This window comes from Streptosporangium sp. NPDC006013 (assembly GCF_040614275.1).
Lineage (GTDB): Bacteria > Actinomycetota > Actinomycetes > Streptosporangiales > Streptosporangiaceae > Streptosporangium.
Genome location: NZ_JBEXUE010000123.1, coordinates 1 through 23,360 on the forward strand (window position 1 = coordinate 1; position 23,360 = coordinate 23,360).

The 23,360-nt window shown below is 70.8% G+C and carries 19 protein-coding genes, 1 tRNA gene and 1 pseudogene; 17 read left to right on the forward strand and 4 right to left on the reverse strand.

Annotated features, from left to right (window positions below):
* Positions 1 to 120: 120 nt before the first annotated feature.
* A complete protein-coding gene (locus tag ABZ260_RS20290; protein ID WP_355564627.1) occupies positions 121 to 492 on the reverse strand; it encodes a PRC-barrel domain containing protein in 372 nt (123 codons plus the stop codon).
* Positions 493 to 742: 250 nt separating this feature from the next.
* Between ABZ260_RS20290 and ABZ260_RS20295 the strand changes: the two genes are divergently transcribed.
* The 12 genes from ABZ260_RS20295 to ABZ260_RS20350 all read left to right on the forward strand — a co-directional run bounded on the left by ABZ260_RS20295 (position 743) and on the right by ABZ260_RS20350 (position 14,431).
* Positions 743 to 816: transfer RNA gene (locus ABZ260_RS20295), tRNA-Lys, on the forward strand.
* A gap of 298 nt (positions 817 to 1,114) precedes the next feature.
* Positions 1,115 to 2,167, forward strand: a complete 1,053-nt coding sequence (locus ABZ260_RS20300; RefSeq protein WP_355619691.1) for a LacI family DNA-binding transcriptional regulator — start codon at positions 1,115 to 1,117, stop codon at positions 2,165 to 2,167.
* An 82-nt stretch (positions 2,168 to 2,249) separates the two neighbouring features.
* Entirely contained in the window at positions 2,250 to 3,308 is a 1,059-nt protein-coding gene (locus ABZ260_RS20305; RefSeq protein ID WP_355564633.1) for a substrate-binding domain-containing protein, read from the forward strand.
* Positions 3,309 to 3,358: 50 nt separating this feature from the next.
* Positions 3,359 to 4,846, forward strand: a complete 1,488-nt coding sequence (locus ABZ260_RS20310) for a sugar ABC transporter ATP-binding protein (RefSeq protein WP_355619694.1) — start codon at positions 3,359 to 3,361, stop codon at positions 4,844 to 4,846.
* Positions 4,847 to 4,862: 16 nt separating this feature from the next.
* Entirely contained in the window at positions 4,863 to 5,861 is a 999-nt protein-coding gene (locus ABZ260_RS20315) for an ABC transporter permease (RefSeq protein WP_051752308.1), read from the forward strand.
* On the forward strand, positions 5,861 to 6,613 hold the full coding sequence (locus ABZ260_RS20320; protein WP_355619697.1) for an enoyl-CoA hydratase/isomerase family protein: 753 nt from the start codon (positions 5,861 to 5,863) through the stop codon (positions 6,611 to 6,613). The genes ABZ260_RS20315 and ABZ260_RS20320 overlap by 1 nt, the downstream gene beginning before the upstream one ends.
* Before the next feature lie 7 nt (positions 6,614 to 6,620).
* Positions 6,621 to 8,177 (forward strand): aldehyde dehydrogenase family protein, encoded by a 1,557-nt coding sequence (locus tag ABZ260_RS20325; protein WP_355619700.1) that lies wholly within the window; start codon positions 6,621 to 6,623, stop codon positions 8,175 to 8,177.
* Positions 8,174 to 8,953 carry an SDR family oxidoreductase gene (locus ABZ260_RS20330; RefSeq protein ID WP_355619703.1) on the forward strand — a complete coding sequence of 260 codons (780 nt, stop codon included), beginning with the start codon at positions 8,174 to 8,176 and terminating at the stop codon, positions 8,951 to 8,953. The genes ABZ260_RS20325 and ABZ260_RS20330 overlap by 4 nt, the downstream gene beginning before the upstream one ends.
* Complete coding sequence (locus ABZ260_RS20335) at positions 8,953 to 10,551, forward strand: CoA-transferase (RefSeq protein ID WP_355619706.1); 1,599 nt, start codon at positions 8,953 to 8,955, stop codon at positions 10,549 to 10,551. Before ABZ260_RS20330 ends, ABZ260_RS20335 begins: the two co-directional genes overlap by 1 nt.
* Entirely contained in the window at positions 10,551 to 11,708 is a 1,158-nt protein-coding gene (locus ABZ260_RS20340) for a dihydrodipicolinate synthase family protein (RefSeq protein WP_355619709.1), read from the forward strand. The genes ABZ260_RS20335 and ABZ260_RS20340 overlap by 1 nt, the downstream gene beginning before the upstream one ends.
* An 82-nt stretch (positions 11,709 to 11,790) precedes the next feature.
* The gene (locus ABZ260_RS20345) at positions 11,791 to 12,801 is read left to right on the forward strand and encodes a glycerate kinase (protein ID WP_355619712.1); all 1,011 of its coding nucleotides are present in this window, start codon (positions 11,791 to 11,793) and stop codon (positions 12,799 to 12,801) included.
* A gap of 13 nt (positions 12,802 to 12,814) precedes the next feature.
* Entirely contained in the window at positions 12,815 to 14,431 is a 1,617-nt protein-coding gene (locus ABZ260_RS20350; RefSeq protein ID WP_355619715.1) for a GMC family oxidoreductase N-terminal domain-containing protein, read from the forward strand.
* A gap of 7 nt (positions 14,432 to 14,438) precedes the next feature.
* Here the strand turns inward: ABZ260_RS20350 and ABZ260_RS20355 are convergent, their stop codons facing one another.
* Entirely contained in the window at positions 14,439 to 15,446 is a 1,008-nt protein-coding gene (locus ABZ260_RS20355) for an ADP-ribosylglycohydrolase family protein (protein WP_355619718.1), read from the reverse strand.
* A gap of 220 nt (positions 15,447 to 15,666) precedes the next feature.
* Positions 15,667 to 16,023: a hypothetical protein gene (locus tag ABZ260_RS20360; RefSeq protein ID WP_350912268.1), complete on the reverse strand. Its 357-nt coding sequence runs from the start codon at positions 16,021 to 16,023 to the stop codon at positions 15,667 to 15,669.
* A gap of 509 nt (positions 16,024 to 16,532) precedes the next feature.
* Between ABZ260_RS20360 and ABZ260_RS20365 the strand changes: the two genes are divergently transcribed.
* The gene (locus tag ABZ260_RS20365) at positions 16,533 to 19,469 is read left to right on the forward strand and encodes a glycosyl hydrolase (RefSeq protein ID WP_355619721.1); all 2,937 of its coding nucleotides are present in this window, start codon (positions 16,533 to 16,535) and stop codon (positions 19,467 to 19,469) included.
* A 37-nt stretch (positions 19,470 to 19,506) separates the two neighbouring features.
* On the opposite strand, the gene ABZ260_RS20370 is transcribed toward ABZ260_RS20365, so the two are convergent.
* Entirely contained in the window at positions 19,507 to 20,433 is a 927-nt protein-coding gene (locus ABZ260_RS20370) for a hypothetical protein (RefSeq protein ID WP_355619724.1), read from the reverse strand.
* Positions 20,434 to 20,730: 297 nt separating this feature from the next.
* Between ABZ260_RS20370 and ABZ260_RS20375 the strand changes: the two genes are divergently transcribed.
* The 4 genes and pseudogenes from ABZ260_RS20375 to ABZ260_RS20390 form a co-directional block, all read left to right on the forward strand.
* The gene (locus ABZ260_RS20375; protein ID WP_355619727.1) at positions 20,731 to 21,804 is read left to right on the forward strand and encodes a hypothetical protein; all 1,074 of its coding nucleotides are present in this window, start codon (positions 20,731 to 20,733) and stop codon (positions 21,802 to 21,804) included.
* Between the two features lie 120 nt (positions 21,805 to 21,924).
* Positions 21,925 to 22,077 carry a hypothetical protein gene (locus ABZ260_RS20380; RefSeq protein ID WP_355619730.1) on the forward strand — a complete coding sequence of 51 codons (153 nt, stop codon included), beginning with the start codon at positions 21,925 to 21,927 and terminating at the stop codon, positions 22,075 to 22,077.
* Between the two features lie 128 nt (positions 22,078 to 22,205).
* Complete coding sequence (locus ABZ260_RS20385) at positions 22,206 to 22,673, forward strand: ATP-binding protein (protein ID WP_355619733.1); 468 nt, start codon at positions 22,206 to 22,208, stop codon at positions 22,671 to 22,673.
* Positions 22,674 to 22,816: 143 nt separating this feature from the next.
* A pseudogene (locus ABZ260_RS20390) lies at positions 22,817 to 23,360 on the forward strand (hypothetical protein); the annotation flags it as partial.

The following is a 23,360-nucleotide window of genomic DNA, read 5'->3' on the forward strand; positions in this document are numbered from 1 at the left end:
CGGGCGCACTCGACCGTCTCCCGGCTGCCGGTCGCCGTGGCCCTGCACTCCTTCGCACGGATCAGGCTGACCGGCGACGTGGCGTCCGTACACGACCCGCTCGTCGTTCGGTGTGCCGGATCAGACGGTGCCCGGTCCGCTCCCGAACGGGAAACGGCCGTAGTACTCGCCGACGCGGTCCCGGTAGGCGGGCTCCTTGAAGTTGGCCTCGTCGAACTCGGGTGCGCCCTTGATCTCGTGCTTGGTGCGCGCGACGTAGACCTTCTTCTCCTGCGGGTCGATCTGGGTCACGGTGCTCGCCGGCAGGAGGACCTTCTTGCCGAAGATCCACGGGCCCGTGTCGATGACGAGGTAGCTCTCGCCGACCTCGTACGTCGCCTCGTCGACGGAGCCGATCTTCCCGTCGGTGGCCTCCACGTGGTACCCGGCGACATCGAGCGTCCTGTCCTGGCCGTACACGTCGGCGCGGTAGTTCCAGAGCTCGGGCTGCATGGTTGAACATCTCCCTTGAGTTGGGTTCTCCGGGCTCCGGTCAAGTACCCGAGCGAGGGGCCCTAAACGGGGGCCGTCCAAGTCGGCCGGTACGGAACACCGCCCTGCCCTTCTCGAACCGCAGGCCGCCGCGCGATTCCGCGCTCCCGCCCCGCCCGGCGAAATCGCAGCCGGCACCTGTTCGTTGATGCTCATATGTCGGCGTATGTACGGACTACGGCGCCGGGTCCGGTACCCTTGTGGAGGTCGGGCGCCGCTAGCTCAGTTGGTTAGAGCAGCTGACTCTTAATCAGCGGGTCCGGGGTTCGAGTCCCTGGCGGCGCACATCGCATGTGATCGGCGCGTTTCCCTTCCATCGGGGAGACGCGCCGATCGCGTTTACACCCTGATGCGCGGTCTGTGTTCGCTCCAGCGCCATCCATCCGGCAGAACGACCCCTCGACGGCCCGGACGCCCGTGGCACACCCGGCGAGACCGGAGAAGATGCCGCGGGAGGTGCTTCCCCGAGGCCGGGATGCCGTAGACCGGCAGGTCAGAGGCCGCAAGGTTAACATGGTGAGGGCTTCGGAAACATTTCGGAAACATATTGACCCCACTGTGTGGTACAGCCAACATGATGGCCATGGTGAACCGGTTTCCTGAAGCTCGACGCACAACGATCAACGATGTCGCGTCGCTGGCCGGAGTTTCCAAGGCGACCGTGTCGAAGTTCCTGAGCGCGACCGACTACTACATGTCGCAGGAGACCCGGGCCAAGATCGAGCGCGCCATCGAGGAGCTCAACTACCACCCGAACGCGCTGGCCCAGGGGCTCTCCAGCAGGCGCTCCTACGCGATCGGCGTCGTCGTGGCGAGCATCACCAATCCCTTCTACCCGGAACTGGTGGCCGGCGTGGAGGAGGTCATCGATCCGGCCGGTTACACCCTGTTGCTGGGGGCGATAGCGGAGAGCAAGGCGAAGGAGGCCGCGGTCGTCCGCACGATGATCCAGCGACGGGTCGACGGAGCGATCATCGCCTCGGCCACCATGCGGGACGGCGGGGTGCGGCAACTGGTCAACGCCGGGATCAACGTGGTGGTCGCCAGCAGGGAACTCGCCAAGCCGGTGGCCGACACTGTGGTGATCGACAATCGGATGGGCGGGCGAATGGCCGCCGAGCACCTTCGGCAACACGGCTTCGAGCAGGCCGTCTATCTGACCGGACCGCTCGACGTGCTGGCCTTCCAGCACCGGCTCGACGGGTTCCGCAGCGTCTACGGCGAAGCCGATGGAGCGATCCACATCGCGCGCAGCAGCGAGCTCGCGGACGCCACCGAGGCGGCGGCGGCCCTGCTCGCCGGGCTGCGCCGACCGGCGGCGGTCTTCGCCGCCAGCGACACCCTGGCCGTCGGGCTGATGACGGCGGCGCACTCACTCGGAGTGAGAGTCCCCGAGGACATCGCACTGATCGGATTCGACAACGTCTGGGTCGGCCAGGTGCCGGGCGTCTCGCTCACCACCGTGGACAGCAAGGCGCGGCAGGTCGGCGCGGTGGCGGCGGGCATCCTCGCCGAGCGCATCGGCAGGCACCCGAGCGGCAGTCCCGGTGGGCGTACCCCGCCGGAGCGGCGCGTCCTGGCGCCGGAACTCGTCGTCCGCGGATCCTGCGGATGCCGGCGGACGGCGACAACGTGAGAGTCCAGCACGGTCCCCGATCAGCACGGGCTTTTGGGAAACCGGTTTCTATCCATCCATCCCCCCCAGAAGGAAAGCAGCAATGAGGAAGACAGCAGCTATCGCGTTGGCGTCGGTCCTGGCGCTCGGTGTCTCGGCATGCAGCTCGGCGACGTCCGCCGAGGAGTCCGGCGCCGGAGGGTCGTACACCTACACCAGCGACCAGGAAGGCGTGAAGTCGCTCGACGGCGTCGCCCTGGCCTCGACCATCGGTGAGCTCAAGCCCGCCAAGAAGTATCGGGTCGCGGTGATCCTCAAGGCCCTCACGAACCAGTACTGGCAGGGCATCCAGAAGGGTGCGAAGGCCGCCGCCGACAAGTACGGGGTCGAGGTGACCATTCAGGCCGCGAGCAGCGAGAAGGCCCAGACCGAGCAGCTCACGATCGCCCAGACGCTCGTCGGGCAGAAGTTCGACGCCTACGTGGTGGCTCCCGAGAGCACCTCCAACCTGAACCCGGCGCTCAACCAGATGCGCTCGCAGCAGGCGCCCGTCGTCAACGTCGACGACGCCCGTGTCCCCGCGACCGTCTTCATCGGCCCGAACCACGAGGAGAACGGCATCCAGGCGGCGGACGAGCTGGCGAAGCTGTTCCCCGACGGCGGTGAGGTCGCGCAGGTCGAGGGGCAGTCGGGCTCCAGCGCCGCGATCCTGCGGATCAAGGGTTTCAAGGAGGGCATCGCCAAGCACTCGAACCTCAAGCTGGTCGCCAGCGTCCCCGGCAACTGGGACGCGAACGCCTCCTATGCCGCGGCGCAGCAGATCATCCGGCAGAACCCGAACCTCAAGGGCATCTACGCCAACAACGACACGATGGCGATCGGCGTCGCCAAGGCCGTCCAGGAGTCGGGCAAGAAGGTCGCGGTGATCGGTACGGACGGTGTTCCGGAGGCGATCTCCGGCGTCCGGAACGAATCGATGGCCGCGACCGTCAGTCCGCTGCCCTACTACGAGGGCTTCTGGGCGGTCGAGTCGGCCATCGGCCTGCTGGAGGGCAAGGAGATCGCCCCCTGGGTCGTCGCGCCCGCCCAGCTGATCACCAAGGAGAACGTGGACCAGTTCTACGACACCGAGGGTCAGGTCATCACGGACCTCTACAAGTGACCGTCGGGTGAGCCCCTCCCTTCGAACCACGTACCGATCGAGATGATGAGATGACGACCGACCGGCCCATGCTGGAGATCAAGAAACTCAGCAAATCCTTCCCCGGCGTCAGGGCCCTGCACGAGGTCGACCTGACCGCCTACCCCGGTGAGATCCACGCCCTGCTGGGCGAGAACGGCGCAGGAAAGTCGACGTTGCTGAAGACGCTGTTCGGCGTCCAGCAGCCCGACAGCGGCGAGGTCTGGTTCGAGGGGGAGCGGCGCTCGTTCTCCCAGCCCAGTGACGCCCTGCACGCCGGACTCGCCATGGTTCACCAGGAACTGAGCCTGGTGCCGCAGTTCACGGCGGTCCAGAACGTCGTGCTGGGACGGGAGAAGGCCCGTGCCGGGTTCATCGACTGGCGTGAGGCCCGCGAACGGGCGGAGAAGTCCCTCGGACGGCTCGGTTTCGACGCCCGGATGGACATCCCCGTGCGGCGGCTCAGCGTCGCCCAGCAGCAACTCGTCGAGATCGCCCGGGCGCTGGCCGTCGGCGCGCGCCTGATCATCCTGGACGAGCCGACCGCCTCGCTGACCACGCAGGAGAGCGAGCAGCTCTTCGCCCTGCTCGAACGGCTCCGCGCCGAGGGCCGCGGCATCATCTACGTCTCGCATCGGCTCGCCGAGGTCATGGCGCTGTCGGACCGGGTCACCGTGCTGCGCGACGGCACGCTTGTCGGCACCCGTACCCGGGCGGAGATCAAGGACGAGACCGACCTGGTCAAGCTGATGGTCGGCCGGAACGTCGACGCGATCAGCAGGGTGGAACGTTCCGAAGGCCCCGGCGAGGAGATCCTGCGGATCGAGGGCCTGTCCAGCGCCGAGGGCGTCGCCGACTGCTCGCTGTCGGTCCGGCGCGGTGAGATCGTCGGCCTGGCGGGAATGGTCGGTGCGGGACGGACCGAGCTGGTCCGCGCGCTGATCGGCGCGGACCGGGTGACGGACGGCGCGGTGTGGATCAGAGGGGAACGCGTCCACATCGGCTCCCCTGCGGACGCCGTCAAGGCGGGTATCGCGTTCCTGCCCGAGGACCGCAAGCACCAGGGCCTCGTGCTCCACATGAGCGCGGCGTCCAACGCGACACTGATCAAGCCGCCGCGCCGGCGCGGCCTGCTGGACCGGCGCGCGCAGCGCGAGCAGACCCGCGCACTGCTGACGCAGCTCAACGCCGACATCGACCCCGGCTATCCGGTCGGCAAGCTGAGCGGTGGCACCCAGCAGAAGGTGGTCCTCGCCCGCTGGCTGAAGACCGCCAGCGACATCTTCATCTTCGACGAGCCCACCCGCGGCGTCGACGTGGGTGCCAAGGGGGAGATCCACGCACTCATGCGAGAGCTCGCCGAGGAGGGCAAGGCCATCGTGATGGTCTCGTCGGACCTTCCCGAAGTACTCGGGATGAGCGACCGGGTGGTGGTGATGCGCCGCGGACGCATCGTCGCCGAACTCAGCCGGTCGCAGATCTCGGAAGAAGCCATCGTCCACCACGCCGCGGCGAGCTGACGGTCCAAGGAGAACCATGAGCAACCACACCACCCTCGAGCGGAAATCGGCGACCGAGACGCCGCTGTCCGCCGTGCGGGGACGCCTCGACGTCGCCGCGACCGCACGTCAGGCCGGGCTGGTCGGCGTCATCCTCGTCCTCGTCCTCGGTTTCGGGCTCGCCAGGCCGCTGTTCCTCGACGGCGGCAACCTGATGAACATCCTGCTGCAGGCATCGGTGGTCGGCGTCCTGGCGCTGGGGCAGACGTTCGTCCTGATCACCGGCGGCATCGACCTGTCCATCGGCTCGACCGTCGCGATGTGCGCGGTGGTCAGCGGGTTGCTGTCGCACTCGCTGCCGGTGCCGCTCGCCATCATCGGCGGCATCGCGGTCGGTGCCCTGGCCGGTCTGGTCAACGGGCTCCTCATCACGATGACGAACATCACGCCGTTCATCGTGACGCTCGGCAGCATGAGCATCTACGCCGGGATCGCCCTGATCATCGCGGGCGGCCAGGCCGTGTACGACATCCCGACCGGCTTCCAGGACGCCCTGGCCGGCCGGATCGCCGGGGTCCCGATCCCGGTGCTGCTGTTCGTCCTGCTCACGATCGTCGCGGCCGTGTGCCTGAAGCGGACCGTGTTCGGCGAGCACCTGACCGCCGTCGGCGGGAACGCCGAGGTCGCGCGGCTGGCCGGCATCAACGTCAAGCGCTACACCGCGGCGGCCTACGTCCTCTCCGGCGCGGCGGCCGGGCTGGCCGGGACCATCCTGGTCGCCCGTCTCGGCGCGGCCGACCCGACGCTCGGCGCGGACCTGCTGCTGACGGCCATCGCCGCCACCGTCATGGGCGGTACGAAGCTCGCCGGCGGCGAGGGCAGCATGTACGGCGCGGCGTTCGGCGCGATCATCATCGCGACGCTGACCGCCGGTCTGACCACGTTGAACGTCCAGGCGTTCTACCAGCAGGTCGCCGTCGGCTCCGCGATCATCATCGCCCTGCTGATCGACCAGGTAGCCCGGGGACGGCGCTGATGCCGGTACTTCTCGACGTCGACGAGCGGGGTCTGGCGACCCTAACCCTGGACCGCTACGCCAAGCGCAACTCGCTCGATGAGGCCATGCTCGAATCGTTCGGCGAGGCACTCGGCGCGATCGAGGCCGACCCGCAGATCCGGGTGGTGGTACTGCGCGGGAGCAACGGCTTCTTCTGCGCGGGCGCCGACATCGCCGACTGGGCGGACCCGGGCCCGGTCACCGCCGATCGGCTGTCACGCCTCGGCACGGCCACCTTCGCGCGGCTCGCCGCGCTGAGCGTGCCCACCGTCGCGCTGATCGAGCGCAGCGCGCTCGGCGGCGGCCTGGAGCTGGCGCTCGCCTGCGACCTGCGCGTCACCACCGAGGACGCCGGCCTCGGCTACCCCGAGACGAAGCTGGGGAACCTGACGGCGTGGGGCGGCATCGCCCGGCTGGTGGACACGGTCGGGCTGGCCCAGGCGCGCCGGCTGTTCCTCACCGCGACGGCGATCTCCGGGGCCGAGGCGGCGCGCATCGGCCTCGTCACGCACGCCGTACCGGCCGACCGGCTGGAAGAGACCGTCGAGGAGCTCGTCACGGCCGTCATCGCCTGCGAACCGCTCGCGCTGCGGGTCGTCAAGGACATTCTGGCCGGATACCAGACCCGGGTGACGGCCGAGCCGACCCTCGCCGCGTTCTTCAGCTTCTCGGACGCCTCGCGCCGGCGGAAAGAGGCGTTCGTCAAGCGCAGGCCCACGACAACGAAGTGAGAGCATCGTGAACACCACTGGATTCCCCCTCGACGTCGCCGGACGCGACCTCGGTGACCTGTTGGACCGTGCCAAAGTGCCCGCAGGGGACGGCCCGCCGCTCCTCGGCTCGCTGGTCGGCGGCAGCGCCGTCGCCCCGCAGGGCGAGGGCACGGTCCGGATCAGCCCGGCCACCGGACAGCCCCTGTTCCGGGCGGGCGACGAGTCGACCTCCGTGGTCGAGGCCGCGGTCGCCCGCGCCCGGAGCAGTTTCGACACCGGGCGGTGGGGACGGGCCTCCGGCCGCGACCGCGCCCGCGTCCTGGCCCGGACGGCGCAGCTGATCGAGGCCCGCGCGGACGACCTGGCCGAACTGGTCGTGCTGGAGACGGGCAAACCGATCCGCGAGGCCCGCGGCGAGGTCGCCGCGGCAGTCAACGCGTTCGAGTACTTCTCCGGGCTGGCCAGGGACGTCAACGGACGGACGGTCCGTGACATCGACGCGTCGGTGTTCGCGTTCACCGTGCGGGAGCCCGCCGGGGTCGCGGGCCTGATCATCCCGTGGAACTTCCCGCTCGGCATCCTCGGGCAGAAGCTGCCGCCCGCACTGGCCGCCGGCTGCACCGTCGTGGTCAAGCCGAGCCCGCTGACCCCGCTCACCGCACTCGCCGTCGTCTCGCTGCTGTACGAGGCCGGCCTGGAGCCCGACGCGGTCTCGGTGGTCCTCGGTGAGGGCCCCGCGGGCGCGGCGCTCGTCGCCCACCGCGAGGTGGACGTCGTCAGCTTCACCGGCTCGACCGCGACCGGCCGGCACATCGCCGCGCACGCGGGCTCGCAGCGGCTCAAGCGCGTCGCCCTGGAAGCGGGCGGCAAGACCCCGGTCCTGGTGACGGCGAACGCCGACCTGGACGAGGTCGTCGCGGGGCTGACGTTCGCCGCGTTCTTCAACCAGGGACAGGTGTGCGTCGCCGGGTCGCGGATCCTCGCCGACACGTCCGTCGCGGACGAGCTGGGCGAGCGTCTCGCCGCGCGGGCGGCGGGTCTCGTCCTCGGCGACCCGTGGTCGGAGGCCACCCAGATGGGCCCGCTGATCTCCCAGCAGCACTTCGACGGGGTGAGCGCGGCGATCGAGACGTCCAGGCAGGAAGGCGTGCGGGTGCTGGCCGGCGGGGCACCCTCAGCGCCGGAGGCCACCGGAGCGCGCCCGTTCCTCGCGCCGACGGTGCTGGCGACCGACGACGACGGCTCGACCGCGGCCCGCGAGGAACTGTTCGGGCCGGTCACCGTCGTGCAGTCCTTCACCTCGCTCGACGAGGCGGTCACGCGCGCCAACGCCTCGGCGTACGGCCTGGCCGCCTCGGTGTGGAGCAATGATCTGCGCGAGGCGCTGGACCTGACGCTCCGGCTGCGCACCGGCACCGTGTGGATCAACGGCTCCACCGATGCCTTCCCCGAGCTCCCGCTCGGCGGTCGCCGTGACAGCGGCTACCAGGCCGAGTTCGGCCGCGAGGGCATGGAGTTCTTCACCGAGAACAAGACCGTCCAGGTCGGCCGTACGCGCAGAAAGGACTGGTACACCGCGTGAACGCGCAGGCAACCACGACCACCGCCTACCCGTCGCTGCGCGGCAGGACCGTGCTGGTGACCGGGGCGCTCGGCGGTCTCGGCACCGCGATCGTGGACGCGTTCGCGGCGTCCGAGGCGCGGGTCGCCGTGCACCATCTCGGCCAGGCCGACGAGGCCGCCGAGCGGGTGCGCCGGCTCACGGAGGCGGGGACGGCCGCGATGGCCGTCGAGGCCGACATCACCGACTGGGACGCCGTCGAGGGGATGGTCGCCCGGGTCGGCTCCGAGCTGGGGCCGATCGACGTCCTGGTGAACAACGCCGGGTACATGGCTCCCGGACGGCTTGCCGAGATCTCCCTCGAAGAGTGGCGGAAGACGTTGACCGTCGACCTCGACGGCGTCTTCCTGTGCAGCCGTCACGTGCTCGGATCGATGCTCGAACGGGGGGCGGGCGTCATCGTCAACGTCTCGTCGCAGCTGGCCTTCAAGGGCGCCCGCGACTACGTCAGCTACTGCGCCGCCAAGGCCGGGGTCGCCGGGCTCACCCGGGCGCTGGCCCGCGAGGTCGGGCCGGCGGTCCGCGTCAACGCGATCGCCCCGGGGCCGGTGGACACTCCGTTCATCACCCCCTGGGCGACCGAGGAGTGGAAGCGGGAACGCACCGGTGACCTCGTCATCGGCAGGCTCGCGACGCCCGAGGAGATCGCGCCCACCGTGGCGTTCCTCGCCTCCGACGACGCCGCGCTCTACCACGGCCAGGTGCTGCACCTCAACGGCGGAGGGGTGATGGCCTGATGTCGTCGTCGGACAGGAGCCGCCGCGGGCGGCCGGAATTCCGCACCGCGGCGGAGGCGGTCGCGATGATCGATGCCGGGGCCACCGTCGCGATCGGCGGCTCCGGCGGAGGACTGCTCGAACCGGACACGCTGCTCCGGGCATTGGGAAACCGGTTTCGCGAGACCGGCTCCCCGGCCGGCCTCACGCTCGTGCACACCACGGGCATCGGGGACCGCGAAGGCGGCGGTATGGACCATCTCGCGCTGCCCGGCCTCGCCCGCCGGATCATCGCCGGCAACTGGGGCATGGCCCCGAAGATGAGCGCGATGGCCGCGGCAGGGGAGTTCGAGGCGTACAACTTCCCGCAGGGCGTCATGAGCCAGCTCTTCCGCGACATCGCGGCGGGCCGTCCCGGGGTGCTCACGCACGTCGGCATCGGCACGTTCTGCGACCCGCGCCTGGAGGGTGGCAGGCTCAACGACCGCACCACCGAGGAACTCGTCGAGGTGGTGAACCTGCGCGGGCAGGAGTGGCTGCTCTACCCGTCGCTGCCGATCGACGTCTGCTTCATCCGCGGCACCACCGCGGACGAGGACGGAAACATCACCTCCGAGCAGGAGGCCGCCCGGCTGGAGATGCTCGCCATCGCCCAGGCCACGCGGAACAGCGGCGGCCTCGTCATCGCCCAGGTGAAGTACGTCGCCGAAGGGGGCTCGCTCGATCCGCGCGACGTCGTCGTGCCGGGCATGTGCGTCGACGTCGTCGTCGTCAACCCCGAGCAGCGGCAGGTGGTGACGCACGAGTACAACCCCGCGTTCGCCGGGGCCACCAAGGCCGCGCTCTCGTCGCTGCCGCCGTTCCCGCTCGACCAGCGCAAGGTCGTCGCGCGGCGGGCGCTGCGCGAGATCGCCGACGGGGACGTCGTCAACCTCGGCGTCGGGATCGCCGACGGGGTCGCGGCCGTCGCCGCCGAGGAGGGCTGGGTCGAGGACTTCACACTCACGATCGAGCAGGGGCTCGTCGGCGGTGTGCCGGCCCGAGGGGTCATCTTCGGCGTCGCCACGAACCCGGTCGCGATCCTGGACCAGCCCGCGCAGTTCGACTTCTACGATGGCGGCGGCCTGGACATCTGCTTCCTGGGCTTCGCCCAGATCGACCGGGCGGGCAATGTCAACGTGTCCAAGTTCGGCGGCAGGATCATTGGCACCGGCGGGTTCGTCAACATCTCGCAGAACGCCTCGACCGTGGTCTTCTGCGGCACGTTCAACGCGGGCGGGCTCCAGGCCGTGCCCGCCGACGGAAGCCTGGACATCCGCGTCGAGGGCAGGCACCGGAAGTTCGTCGGCACGGTCGACCAGGTGACGTTCAGCGCGGCCGAGGCGCGCCGACGCGGCCAGCGGGTCCTGTACGTCACCGAACGGGCGGTCTTCGAGCTCGGCCCGGACGGGCTGGTGCTCATCGAGGTCGCGCCCGGCGTCGACCCCCAGACCCAGGTCCTCGACCCGCTCGGCAACGGGGTGAAGGTCGCGGACCCCCTCACCGTGATGGACAAGGAGATCTTCGTGGACCGGCCTCTCGGGAGCGCCTGGCGGACGACGGGGACGGCGGGTTCGTGATGAGCGATGTCAGGATCATGCTGCCGGCACCGGACGGCGGGAAGCGCACCCACGTCCTGGCCGACCGGTCCCCGGTACACGACTTCACCGGCGGCCCGCCGACCTCCCGCACGGTGTACGCCGCCGCGCACGTCGTGGCCGATCCGCTGCACGACCCGCCGGGGCTGGACTGGGAGTCCACGCTGGCGTTCCGCCGGCACCTGTGGTCCCTGGGCCTGGGCGTCGCCGACGCCATGGACACCGCGCAGCGCGGTGGTGGCCTGGACTGGGCGGACGCCCGCGAGCTGATCGCCCGGTCGGGGGCCGAGGCGCGCGCCGTCGGCGGGGCGCTGGTCTGCGGAGCGATGACCGACCAGCTCGCCCCGACGGGCCGCTGGAGTCTCGGCGACATCGCCGAGGCGTACCTGGAGCAGGCCGGCTGGATCAGCCGGTCCGGCGGCACCCCGGTGATCATGGCGAGCCGTCACCTCGCCGCCGTCGCGCGGGGGGCCGACGACTATCACGAGGTGTACGGCAAGGTCCTCGACCAGGTCGATGGACCGGTCATGCTGCACTGGCTGGGCGAGGCGTTCGACCCCGCCATGGCCGGGTACTGGGGTGGTGCCGACCTCGACCGGGCCACCGAGACGGTCCTGGCGATCCTCGCCGAGCATCCCGGACGCGTCCGGGGGATCAAGATCTCCCTGCTCGACGCGGGACGCGAGGTCGATCTGCGGCGGCGGTTGCCCGAGGGCGTCGCCATGTTCACCGGGGATGACTTCAACTACGCCGAACTGATCCGGGGCGACGAGCACGGTCACAGCGAGGCGCTCCTCGGCGTGTTCGACGCGATCGCCGCGCCCGCGCGGGCCGCGCTCGCCCGGCTCGACGCCGGCGACCTCGACGGGTACGCCGCGCTGCTCGAACCGACGGTTCCCCTGGCCCGGCACCTGTTCGCGAGCCCGACCTCGGCCTACAAGACGGGCGTGGTCTTCCTGGCCTGGCTGAACGGCCACCAGGATCACTTCCACCTCGTCGGCGGCGCGCAGACCCTCCGCTCGGTACCCCATCTGGTGAGGCTGTTCGTCCTCGCCGACCGGGCGGGCGCGCTCGCCGACCCCGCGTCGGCGGCGCGGCGGATGCGCTCGTTCCTCGCGGTCGCCGGGTTCGAGGCGTAGTCATGGACCCGCGACGACCTGGTCTCGACCGGGCGGGAACCCGGACGAGGACGCGGCGGGGAAGGGCCGAAGGGTGCCTGCCATGACCGGGCCCGCACGGGTGCTGCTGGCACCCGACTCGTTCAAGGGCACGATGGACGCCGCCACCGTGGCCGACGCGCTCGCGGCGGGGGTCGCGGACGCCGGCGGCAGGGCACTGCCCTGCCCGCTGGCCGACGGCGGCGAGGGCACCCGCGACGTGCTGCGCCGCGCCCTGGGCGGCGAGCTCGTCCGAGCCGCGGCACGTGGTCCTCTCGGTGACCGGATCGAGGGCGAGTTCCTGCTGACGAACGGGGGACGCACCGCCGTCGTCGAGACGGCGACGGCGAGCGGGCTCACCCTGCTCGCCCCTGAGCGGCTCGACGCATGGTCGGCGACCAGCGCCGGAACCGGTGACCTGATCGTCGCCGCGGTGGCGGCGGGCGCGCGCCGCGTCCTGCTCGGGGTCGGGGGCAGCGCCTGCACGGACGGGGGCGCCGGTGCCTGCGCGGCCATCGAGGCCGGAGGCGGCCTGGACGGGGTCGAGCTCGTCGTCCTGTGCGATGTCGCGACCCCGTTCGAGGACTCCGCCCGGGTGTTCGGGCCCCAGAAGGGCGCCGATCCCGACCTCGTCGCGCGGCTCACCGACCGCCTGCACGAGACGGCGGCGGCACTGCCCCGCGACCCGCGCGGGCGCGCCCGCACCGGGGCGGCGGGCGGGCTGTCCGGCGCGTTGTGGGCGGCCTACGACGCACGGCTCGTCTCCGGCATCGAGACCGTTCTGGGCCTGGTCGGTTTCGACGCGCTCCTGGCCGGGGCCGACGCGGTCGTCACCGGTGAGGGGCGTCTCGACGCGCAGACCGCCGACGGCAAGGTGATCTCCGGTGTCACCCGGCGGGCCGCGGGCGTCGGCGTCCCGGTCTGGGCGGTCGTCGGCCAGTCCCGGCTCGACGCCGCGGACACGGCGGCCCTCGGGCTGGCCGGGGTGGCCGAGGCCACCGACCAGGGCCGGCTCCGCGCCGCCGCGGCGTCGATCACAGCCTCGCTCGGCGCGACTGAGCATCCCAATCCCTGAGAGGACAGGCATCATGCCACGCACCACCTACACCTACGTCATCGTCGGAGCCGGAGCCGCCGGCTGTGTCCTGGCGAACCGGCTGAGCGCCGACCCGGAGGCGCGCGTGCTCCTGCTCGAAGCGGGCGGGAGCGACCGGTCGCCCCTCATCACCATTCCCGCGGGCTTCTCCAAGCTGATGGGCACGAAGGTCAACTGGATCTTCGACACCGTCCCGCAGAAGAACCTCAACGACCGGCGGATGTTCCTGCCGCAGGGCCGGGTCCTGGGCGGCAGCACCTCGATCAACGCGATGCTCTACGTCCGTGGCAACCGCGAGGACTACGACACCTGGCGCGACCTCGGCAACAAGGGCTGGGGGTACGACGACGTCCTGCCGTACTTCACCGCGCACGAGGACAACGAGCGGCTCGCGGACGCCTACCACGGCACCGGCGGCGAGCTGCACGTGAGCGACCAGGTACAGCACAACCCGATGTCGGCGGCGTTCCTGCGGGCGGCGCAGGAGGTCGGCATCCCGTACACGGCCGACCCGAACGGGGCCACCCAGGACGGGGTCTTCTACCACCAGGTCACCCAGCGCAAGGCGCGCCGGGAGAGCGCGTCGTCGGCGTTCCTGCGGTCCGTGCGGCACCGCCCGAACCTGACGGTGCTCACCGGCGCGCGGGCCGACCGGTTGATCGTCAAGAACGGCCGGGCAGTCGGGCTGACCTACCTGCGCGGCGGGCGCCAGGAGACGGTCTTCGCCGACGCCGAGGTCATCGTGAGCGCCGGGGCGATCAACTCGCCGCGCCTGCTGCTGAGGTCGGGCATCGGCCCCGCCGACGAGTTGCGCGCACTCGGCATCGACGTCGTCCAGGACCTTCCCGGGGTGGGCAGGAACCTGCACGACCAGCTTGAGGTCTACATCACGCGCGAGTGCGCGAAGCCCATCAGCTACAGCGGCGAGGACAGGTGGGACCGGGCGCTGCGGCACGCGGTGCAGTACGGCCTGTACCGGACGGGGCCCGCGACCGCGACGATCACCGAGGCCGGCGCGTTCATCCGCAGCTCCGAGCAGGTGACCTCGCCGGACATCCAGCTCCACTTCCTGCCCGCCTACGTGGTGTGGAAGGACAACTCGCGCACGGCCGCGCACGTCCCCGGCCACGGCGTGACGCTGCTGGCCTGTAATGTCCGGCCCCGCAGCCGCGGCTCGGTGCGTCTGGTCTCCAAGGAGCTGGACGCCCCTCCGGCAGTCGACCCGAACTACCTGGACGACCCGCGCGACTGGGATATCGCGGTCGAGGGCTTCCACCGGATGCGCGAGGTCTTCGACGCGCCGGCGTTCAAGGGCCTGCTCAAGGACGAGAGGCTGCCCGGCGCGTCGGTCCGGAGCGACGCGGACATCCGCGCGTTCATCCGCAAGTGGGCCAAGACCGACTACCACCCGGTCGGGAGCTGCAAGATGGGCGTGGACGAGCTGGCCGTCGTCGACCCCGAGCTGCGCGTACACGGCATGTCCGGACTGCGGGTGATCGACTCCTCGATCATGCCGAACATCATCAGCGGCAACACCCAGGCCCCGTCGATGATGATCGGCGAGAAGGGTGCCGCACTGATCCTGACCTCGCCGTCGTCGCACAGGTGACGAGAGGTCATCGACCGTGCCGGGCGATGCTCAGCCGGTGGAGCCGCTCGACCAGGTCGGTGGGGCGGTCGAAGTCCACCAGGGGGAGCCAGGTGAGGGCGTCGAGCTCGTCCGGGGCCAGCGCGCCACGGACTCCGCCGACCAGCGCGGCGACGGTGTCGGTGTCGCCGCCGAGGAGGACGGAGTGGCGCAGCGCCGAGTCCAGATCCGTTGCCGTGCTCAGGACGTGGACCACGGCGGCGGTCGTCTCCAGCGCGTCGAGGCCGACGCCTCCGGCGGGAGGGGTCCAGGTGCCGGCGAGGGCGGCGCGGACGGCGGTGGGCTCCCCATAGCGGCCGGCGACCCAGTCGGCCTCGGCCTCGGCGGCGGCCAGGACCGCGTCGATTCCCGCGCCCTCGATCGCCCACGCGGCCATCGCGGCGACGAGGCAGGCGGCGGCGATGGCCTCCGGGGCACGGTGGGTGCCGATCGCCAGCGCCTCCACCAGGTGACGGCGCAGGTCCTCCTCGGCGGCGGGAGTGGTCCAGCCGACGGGGAGCATGCGCATCGCCGCGCCGTTGGTGGGGCGCTCGCCGGGGATCGGCTCGGGCAGCGTGCCGGTCTCACCGAAGTGGGCCAGGGCGCGGCGGGTGGTCGGGCCGATGCCGCGGATCTCGTCCGCCGCGGCGGCGAGCCGGGTCAGGAAGGCCTCGGCGGTCGGGTTCCCCTCGGTGTCGGCCAGCAACTCGCAGACCAGGAGCATCTGGGCGGTGTCATCGGAGGTCGCGCCGCGCGGCCAGCCCTGCCGGGTGGCCGGGATCTCGTCGATGCGGTCGGCGTCGATCGCCGTCGGGTCCGAGCCCTCCCAGGGGACGCCCAGCGCGTCGCCCGCGGCGAACGCCGTCATCGCCCGCCCGATGCGCTCGGCCGAGGGCGGCCGGCGCTCTCCCGGGTCATGGGCGAGCGAGCAGGGCTCGGTGCCCCCGGACGCCGGATCGTGCTGGGCGCGGTCGGTGAACTCGCCTGGTTGCGGCACCGTTACATGGTAGGTCGTGCGGGCCTCGCGGGCATGTGACGGTCCGGCGGCCGGTGGGGGCGAACCGCTGTGCCCCGGGAACGGGGGCGAAGAAGAACGCGGTCGGCCGCGCTCCCGGCCGGAGGAACGGATCGCCGCCGAACCCCCGGTTTCGGGGAAAGGCCCAGGTCCGGGCCATCACGGCCAGGACCTGAGCCCGCGATCCTCCGGGTGGTGGTGATCAGCCGACGTTGGCGCAGATCGCGTAGACGCTGATGCCGACGTCGTTGTAACCGGGCTGGCGGCCGAGGCCGATCCAGCCGCCGCCGTCATCGGTGGGGAAGGAACCCACCAGGACGGCCTGGTTGCCCTGTGCCTCGGCGCCGCCGCCGACGGCCTTCTTCCCGGCGGGGCAGCGGACCACGCGGCGCTGGAAGTTGGGGACGTTGGCGTTCGGGAGCTTGACGATCTGGTAGCCCGTGAAGTCGGCCGCGGCCTTCGTACCGGCGGCGGCCGGTACGAAGGCGGTTATCGCGGTCAGGCTCGCGATGCCGACGGCGACGCTCAGGGTGGCGGTCATGAGCTTCCTGCTTCGCATGATCTCTCCTGGGACGGGGAGTGCCTGGATGGTCACGCAAAGTAAATGCGTCATCACGCTGAGTGTCCAGCCCTGATTTTGTCACCGTCCCGTCAGTTGCGGCCGCCCCGCCGGTGGGCAGGCGTGCACGCCGGGCGGCGCGCGTGGGTGGAGGCGCCGGGGCCGGCGGGGTGGGTCGCGTGGGAGGTGGAAGTGGGTGCGGCCAAGGGTTGACCGGCGCTGGATGTCGATCAGTTCTGAGAGCGCTCTCAGATCAGGATAGGTCTATTTCTTGATTGTTGGCCAGCGGGTCGATGTGCCGCCTGCGGGTGCCTGGTGAGGGTGTCGTGCGATGGAACGCCCTGTTTTCTGGGCCTATGCCGTCCCGCCTGCATGTCTGCTCTTTACTTATTCGTTACCAACGCGAAACGTTGACTGCTGTGACGCGGGCCGTTACTTTGCGGTGAGAGAGCGCTCTCTCATGCCGGTCCGCTTCGGAGCCCGACTCCTCTCCCCGGAGGCACCCCCCAATGGATCCCTCGATCCGGACCACGGGTCCGGACAACGCGCACCCCCGTGAAGGACGACTCGCCCACCGCATCCGGACCCGCCGCAGGCGCCTCGCCGCCGGCGTGGTCGTCGCGATGGTGGCCGGGCTGCTCGGCCTCGGCGCCGTCCACTCCGCCGAGGCCGCCACGGTCGGCGCCGGTAGCTACGCCGACACCCTCCCGGCCGGCCGCTCGCTGCCGACCGGCTGCGGCTCCCTCTCCACCAACCCCCGCCAGTGGGTGACGGCCAACGCCCCCGCCGGAGCCGTGCCCACCAACGACTGGTGGTCGTCGATCCTGTTCAAGAAGACCGACTGCGCGTACGGTGAGCCGTTGCACGCCCACCCGATCTCCTACGACACCTTCGGCAACGGCCTCGGCTTCTCCTACAACACCACCCCGCAGATCAGCGGCACCGCCACCGGGGTGGGGGAGTACCACTACCCGTACGTCGAGAACATCAGGGTCGGTGTCGCGGGCCTGAGCTCGCCGGACGTCAAGGTCGACGGCTGGAGCGACTGGACCGTCACCCCGTACTGGAGCGGTGGCGGCCGGACCATGAAGGCCACCATCGGCCACGGCCTGCCGTTCGCCTACTTCCAGATCACCGGCGGTGACGCGCAGATCACCGCGGCCGGCACCCCCTCGGTCTGGTCCAACAGCGGCGCCACCATCGGCTTCACCGCGGGCGGCCGCGACTACGTCGCCTACGCCCCGACCGGCGCGACCTGGTCGGTGAGCGGCACGACGATCAGCTCGTCCCTGGCGGGCAAGGGCTTCTTCTCGGTGGCGGCGCTGCCCGCCGGCGGCGACCGGGTGGCCCTGGCGAACACCTACGGCCAGTACGCGCACGCGCACGTCACCGGCACCCAGGTCTCGTACTCCTACACGCCGTCCAACAGCACGCTCACCACGACGTACGCCTTCACCACCACGGCCAGGCAGGGCAGCGCGACCGGCACGGTCATCGCGCTCTACCCGCACCAGTGGAACTACCTGACCGGCTCGACGCCGCTGGCGCAGACCTACGTCTCGGCGCGCGGCCAGATGAAGATCGTCACCGGTACGCAGTTCAGGACGTCGATGAAGTACACCGGCGTGCTGCCCGAGGTCCCCGCGGTGGCCGACAACTCGGGCGCCGATCTCACCACGATCACCAACCATCTCAACGCCGAACTCGGCAACCCGATGGACATCCGCGGCGACGACACCTACTGGACGGGCAAGGGGCTGGGCAGGGCCGCCCGCATCGCGGAGATCGCCGACCAGCTCAACCTGACGTCGGTGCGTACCGCCGCGCTGAACGCCATCCGCAGCCGCCTGAACGACTGGTTCACCGCCTCGCCCGGCAAGACCAGCCGGGTCTTCTACTACAACCCGGCCTGGGGGACCCTGCTCGGCTACCCGGCCTCGTACGGCTCCGACCTGGAGCTCAACGACCACCACTTCCACTACGGCTACTACATCGCCGCCGCCGCGACCCTGGCCAAGTTCGACCCCAACTGGGCGAAGACCAGCCAGTACGGCGGCATGGTGGACCTGCTGATCCGCGACGCCAACAACTACGACCGCAACGACACCCGCTTCCCCTACCTGCGTGACTTCGACATCTACGCGGGCCACGACTGGGCGGCCGGGCACGGATCGTTCGGCTCGGGCAACAACCAGGAGTCCTCGTCGGAGGGCATGAACTTCGCCAACGCCCTCATCCAGTGGGGACAGGCCACCGGCAACACCGCGGTCCGCGACGCGGGCATCTACATCTACACGACCCAGAACGCGGCGATCCAGGAGTACTGGTTCGACGTGCGCGACCAGAACTTCCCCGCCGCCTTCGGCCACAGCACCGTCGGCATGGTCTGGGGCTCCGGCGCCGCGTACGCCACCTGGTTCAGCGCCGAGCCGGAGATGATCCAGGGCATCAACATGCTCCCGGTCACCGGCGGGCACTTCTACCTGGGCGACAACCCCGGCTACGTGACCACCAACTACAACGAGCTGGTACGCAACAACGGCGGCCCGCCCACCGTTTGGCAGGACATCATCTGGGAGTTCCTCGCCCTGGGCAACGGCGACACGGCACTGGCGAACCTCAGGGCCAACAGCGGCTTCACTCCGGAGGAGGGGGAGAGCAGAGCGCACACCTTCCACTGGATCCGCAACCTGGCCGCTCTCGGCAACGTGGACAACTCGGTGACCGCCAACCACCCGCTGGCCAAGGTGTTCAGCAAGAACGGCGCCCGGACCTACGTCGCGTCCAACATCACCGGCAGCGCGATCACGGTGACCTTCTCCAACGGCACGACGCTCAACGTGCCCGCGGGCAAGACCGTCACCTCGGGAGCCCTCACCTGGAGCGGCGGCAACGCCAGCGGAGGCAGCACCGGCCCCGACCCGACTCCCACGCCCACCCCGACTCCCACCCCCACCCCGACTCCGACGGTGGGTCCCTTCACCGCGACGCGCTACCTGCAGTCCGGTGGCGGGCTGCCGGGTACGGCGGGCACCGCGGGCACCGTCACGCTGGCCGCCGCCAACGGCAACCGCGACGGTACCCCGACCAACGCGCAGGTCTTCACGGCGACCGGCCTCACCGGCACCTACAACGGCGGCTCCACCACGTTCGACCTCTTCGTGGACGCGGGCACCACGGTCGCCAACGGCACCCAGATCCGCGTCTCCTACGACCTGACCGGCAACGGGAGCTGGGACAGGGTGGAGACCTACGCCTACTTCGCCACCGACCCGGTGACGGGCTGGGAGCACTACACGCAGGGCGCGGGGCCGCAGTCCGCCTCGGGGGCGCTCGGCAACCTGTCGGGAGGCCAGGTGAAGGTCGAGGTCTGGAGTGCCATCGGCAACGGCACCACCGCCCTCGGCGTCGGCAACCAGTCCCTCGTACGGCTGCCGTTCAGCTGATCCGTGACGGGGCGGCGGGTCTTCCGCCGCCCCGACCTCAGCTGATCTTTGAGGGGAAGGCCGGGAGCGGGAGCTCCCGGCCGTTCTCGCCTCCGGACGGCAGGGGCAGGCCGATCGGGCTCAGCGTCGGCGGGATGCCCGCCTTCACGACGGCCTCTGTCAGCGGGTGGAGCAGCCGGGCGAGGGCGGAGGTCCGCTCGTCACCGAGGGCCCGCCAGGGGCCGGCCGCGGCCTCGTCGGTCAGCCGTTCGATCCGCGCGCGCACCCGGGTGCCCTCGGCCGTGAGGGCGCCGGAGGCGTCGACCCATCCGCGCTCGCGCAGGGCGGCGGCACCGGACTCCCACTCCTCGTCCGGCCAGGGGCGTGCCACGCGCAGCAGGTCCAGGTCCGTCTCACCGGCGGCGACCTTGAGCAGGTGGGCCTGGGTCGGGGAGACGCCGTGGGCGACGAGCGCGGCCACGTGCCCGTCTCCCCGGTGTTCGCGCAGCGTGGTCGCGGCCTGCCAGAGCAGCAGGTGCGGCTCGTCCGGCGCCAGCAGTGCCTGGTTGGCCGCGCTCAGCACCCGGCCCGCGGTGTCGGCGAGCCGGGCGGCCCGCCAGGCGAGGTCGGCCGCCGCGCGCAGGTCGTCCGGGCCGGCCACCTCGTCGGTGAGCAGGTTCCGCAGCGCCGCCCTCGCCCCGTCGAGCCGGGCGCGGAGCACGTCGCCAGGGGTCGCGAACGTCCACGCGTCGGGGAGTGCCCTGGAGACCTTGGCCGGAGGGAAGCCGTGGAAGGCGGCCGTGACGACGTCGGGGCCGACCGGTCCGAGTGGTGCCGCCCTGGTCGCGAAGTACCCCATCCAGAAGCCGCGCATGCCTACCGCGTCGGACGCCGCCCGAGCCTCCGGGGCGAAGTAGGTGACGGCGTGCAGGGGCTCCAGCAGTTGCCACATGACACGCGGAACGTTCGGTTCGTGCTCCGGCACGGTCTCACACCCTGTCTCATGGATCCTGGCGGATCGGCTGTGCATGTTCATACGGTACTCGGCGAAATGACCGCTGATCTCCCTCCGGGAAGATCCGTCCATCTGGTCCGAACACTGACCTGATCAGCGAAGATGGGTCATCTTCCCGGTAAGGTTGGGTCTTCTCAAGGGATGCCGCGCGGGTTATCAAGAACTCGGAGCGAATTGTGATCCCAGACGGGTTCACCCTCTGCCGCCGCACTCCCGGCGCCACCGTCACGTCTGGTCGTCCAGCCCCCCGAGCCAATGGAGAACCGCGTGCGTCAGTCACTCAGAGTGGTCATTGGAATCCTTTGTGTCGTCGCCATGCTGGCGACGGGAGTCACGACCGCGCAGGCGGCCGTCCCCAACAGATGGGGCTTCGCCGTCGTCGACGTCACCTCCGGCATTCCCAACCCCGGCCACCAGGCCGGTAGCTGGCCGGGAGGCTTCAACGTCACCGTCACCCCGGGCGGGGCCGGGCAGACATTCGTGAGGTTCCCGCAGCTCGCGATCGGTGGCGGTGTGGTCCACGTCACCGCGATCTCCCCGAACGCCTACTGGTGCCAGGCGCAGACCTGGGGACCGTCCGGGGTCGACCTGGTGGTGGCCGTGCAGTGCTACCGGTACGGAGGGGCTCCGGTCTTCACCCCTTACAGCATCGTCTTCGAGCAGAGCGCCGGCACCCTGCCCGCGCCGCAGGCGTTCGGCTACGTGCACTACAACGGCGGGGCCATCGCCACCCAGTTCAACTCGGCCGGAGGCGTGAACACCGTCGCCGGTGGCGGGGGTGTCTGGACGGTCACGCTGCCCGGCCTGGGCTCAACCGGCTTCGCCGGCAACCTTCAGGTCACCGCGGTCGACCCCGGCCAGCCCGCCCGGTGCAAGGTCGGCGGCTGGGCCCCCGCCGTGGGCGCGCAGACGGTCCAGGTGCGCTGCCACAACGCGACCAGCACGCCGCTCAACACCGGGTGGACCCTGACCTACCAGCGTGAACGTGCCATCACCGGCGCGGCGATCCCGCCGAAGAACTTCGCCTACACCTTCGACAACACCCCGGCCAACCCCGGCCCGTACGCACCGGTGCCTCCGCCGGTGAACTACAACTCCCAGACGGCGGTGAACACCGTCCAGACCTCCGGGACCGGCCAGCGCATGGTGCTCTTCCCCGCGGTCGGGGTCCTGCAGGACCACGTCCAGGCCACCGCGTACGGACCCGGCCCCGAGTTCTGCAACCTGTTGACCCTCTGGGCCACCAGTGGCGGCACCGCGATCGTCCGCAACGTCGTCTGCTACAACGCCGGCACCCGCCTCGACTACCCGTCCCTGGTCACCTACACCTCGGCCTTCTGAGACCGGGGCGCGGTCCCGGCCGGGACCGCGCCTCCGGTCAGTGCCTATCGGGACGCCGGAGGCGGCGGAAAGGCGGCACTCCAGGTCCACCTCGGCTGGGCCGGGAACGAGGACGAGGCCATGGGCATCGCCCGCGACCGGTGGCGGAGCAACGTCGCTGATTTCCGGTACGGCGACCGCGCGGCCGGGGCCGGCGCGGTGCCCGGCCGCTCCGGCGACCAGGGAGGAACCCGTACCGAAGAGGTCGGGGCGGTTTCCGGTGACCTTGGGTGATGGCCGATGAAGTGAATTTTCCTCACTTTTACGACATGGGACGGAAACAATTAGGGCGAAATCAATTCACAGATGCGGTTAGATGTTCTACCTTTGTTGTGGGAGCGCTCCCACAAGAAGGAGGCGCAGTGTCTCTCCACCACAACTCATCCGCGGCGTACCTTGACGCGGTCCCCGAGTACGCGGCCGAGTGCCTGCTGTCCGCCGCCCCGTCAAGCGTGCGTGATGCCCGCTCGATGGTTCGCCGGGAGCTCTCCCTGTGGGGTGTGGACGACCTCATAGACGACTGCGTGCTGGTCGTCAGCGAGCTGGTCACCAACGCCGTCAAGCACGGTGGTGCCGCGTGCGCACTGCGCATCCGCGGCGGCGGGGGCCTGGTCCACGGCGAGCTCTTCGACCCCGGGGCGGGTGCGCCCCGCGTGTGCGCCCGCGACATGGAGGCCACCGGTGGCAGGGGCCTGCAGATCGTCGACGTCCTCGCCGACGACTGGGGCGTCACGCACTCTCCCTCGGGTGGCAAGACCGTCTGGTTCATCCTCAGCCTCCCCGAACCCGCCCGCCCTCATCCCACCGGCGTCCCGGCCCTGCGGCTCTAGCGCCACCCCGTTCCCCCGCCGATGGGGGCTCCCGCGCCGGGAGCGGGCCGCCCGGCGCACTTCAGCAGGTAGGTGCGCAATCTCGGCGGATCGCCCCTTAGGCTGCGGACAGCCGGCCTTCCAGGGAGAGACGCGCATCGCCCATGACCACGTACGACCACACCCGCCGCGCCTGTTACACCGGGTACGTCACCCAGGCGATCGTCAACAACCTGGCCCCGTTGCTGTTCATCGTGTTCCAGACCCGCTACCAGCTGCCGCTGGAGATGCTCGGGCGGCTGGTGCTGCTCAACTTCGCCACCCAGCTGGTCACCGACATCGTGGCCGTGAAGTTCGTGGACCGGACCGGTTACCGCATCCCGCTGGTGCTGGCCCATGTCCTGTCGGCGGTGGGGCTGGTGTTGCTGGCGGTGGCCCCGGAGCTGTCGCCCTCCCCGTACCTGGGACTGTGTGTCGCGATCGTCGTCTACGCCGTCGGCGGCGGTCTGCTGGAGGTGCTCGTCAGCCCCGTCGTGGACGCGCTGCCCAGCCCGCAGGAGGGCAAGGCCGCGGCGATGAGCCTGCTGCACTCCTTCTACTGCTGGGGACAGGTCGCGGTGGTGGCGGGCAGCACCCTGCTGCTGGCGCTCGCCGTCGGGGGAGACGGTGGGGGAGGCGTAGAAGTCGTGCCCGCTGATCCGCTCGCGG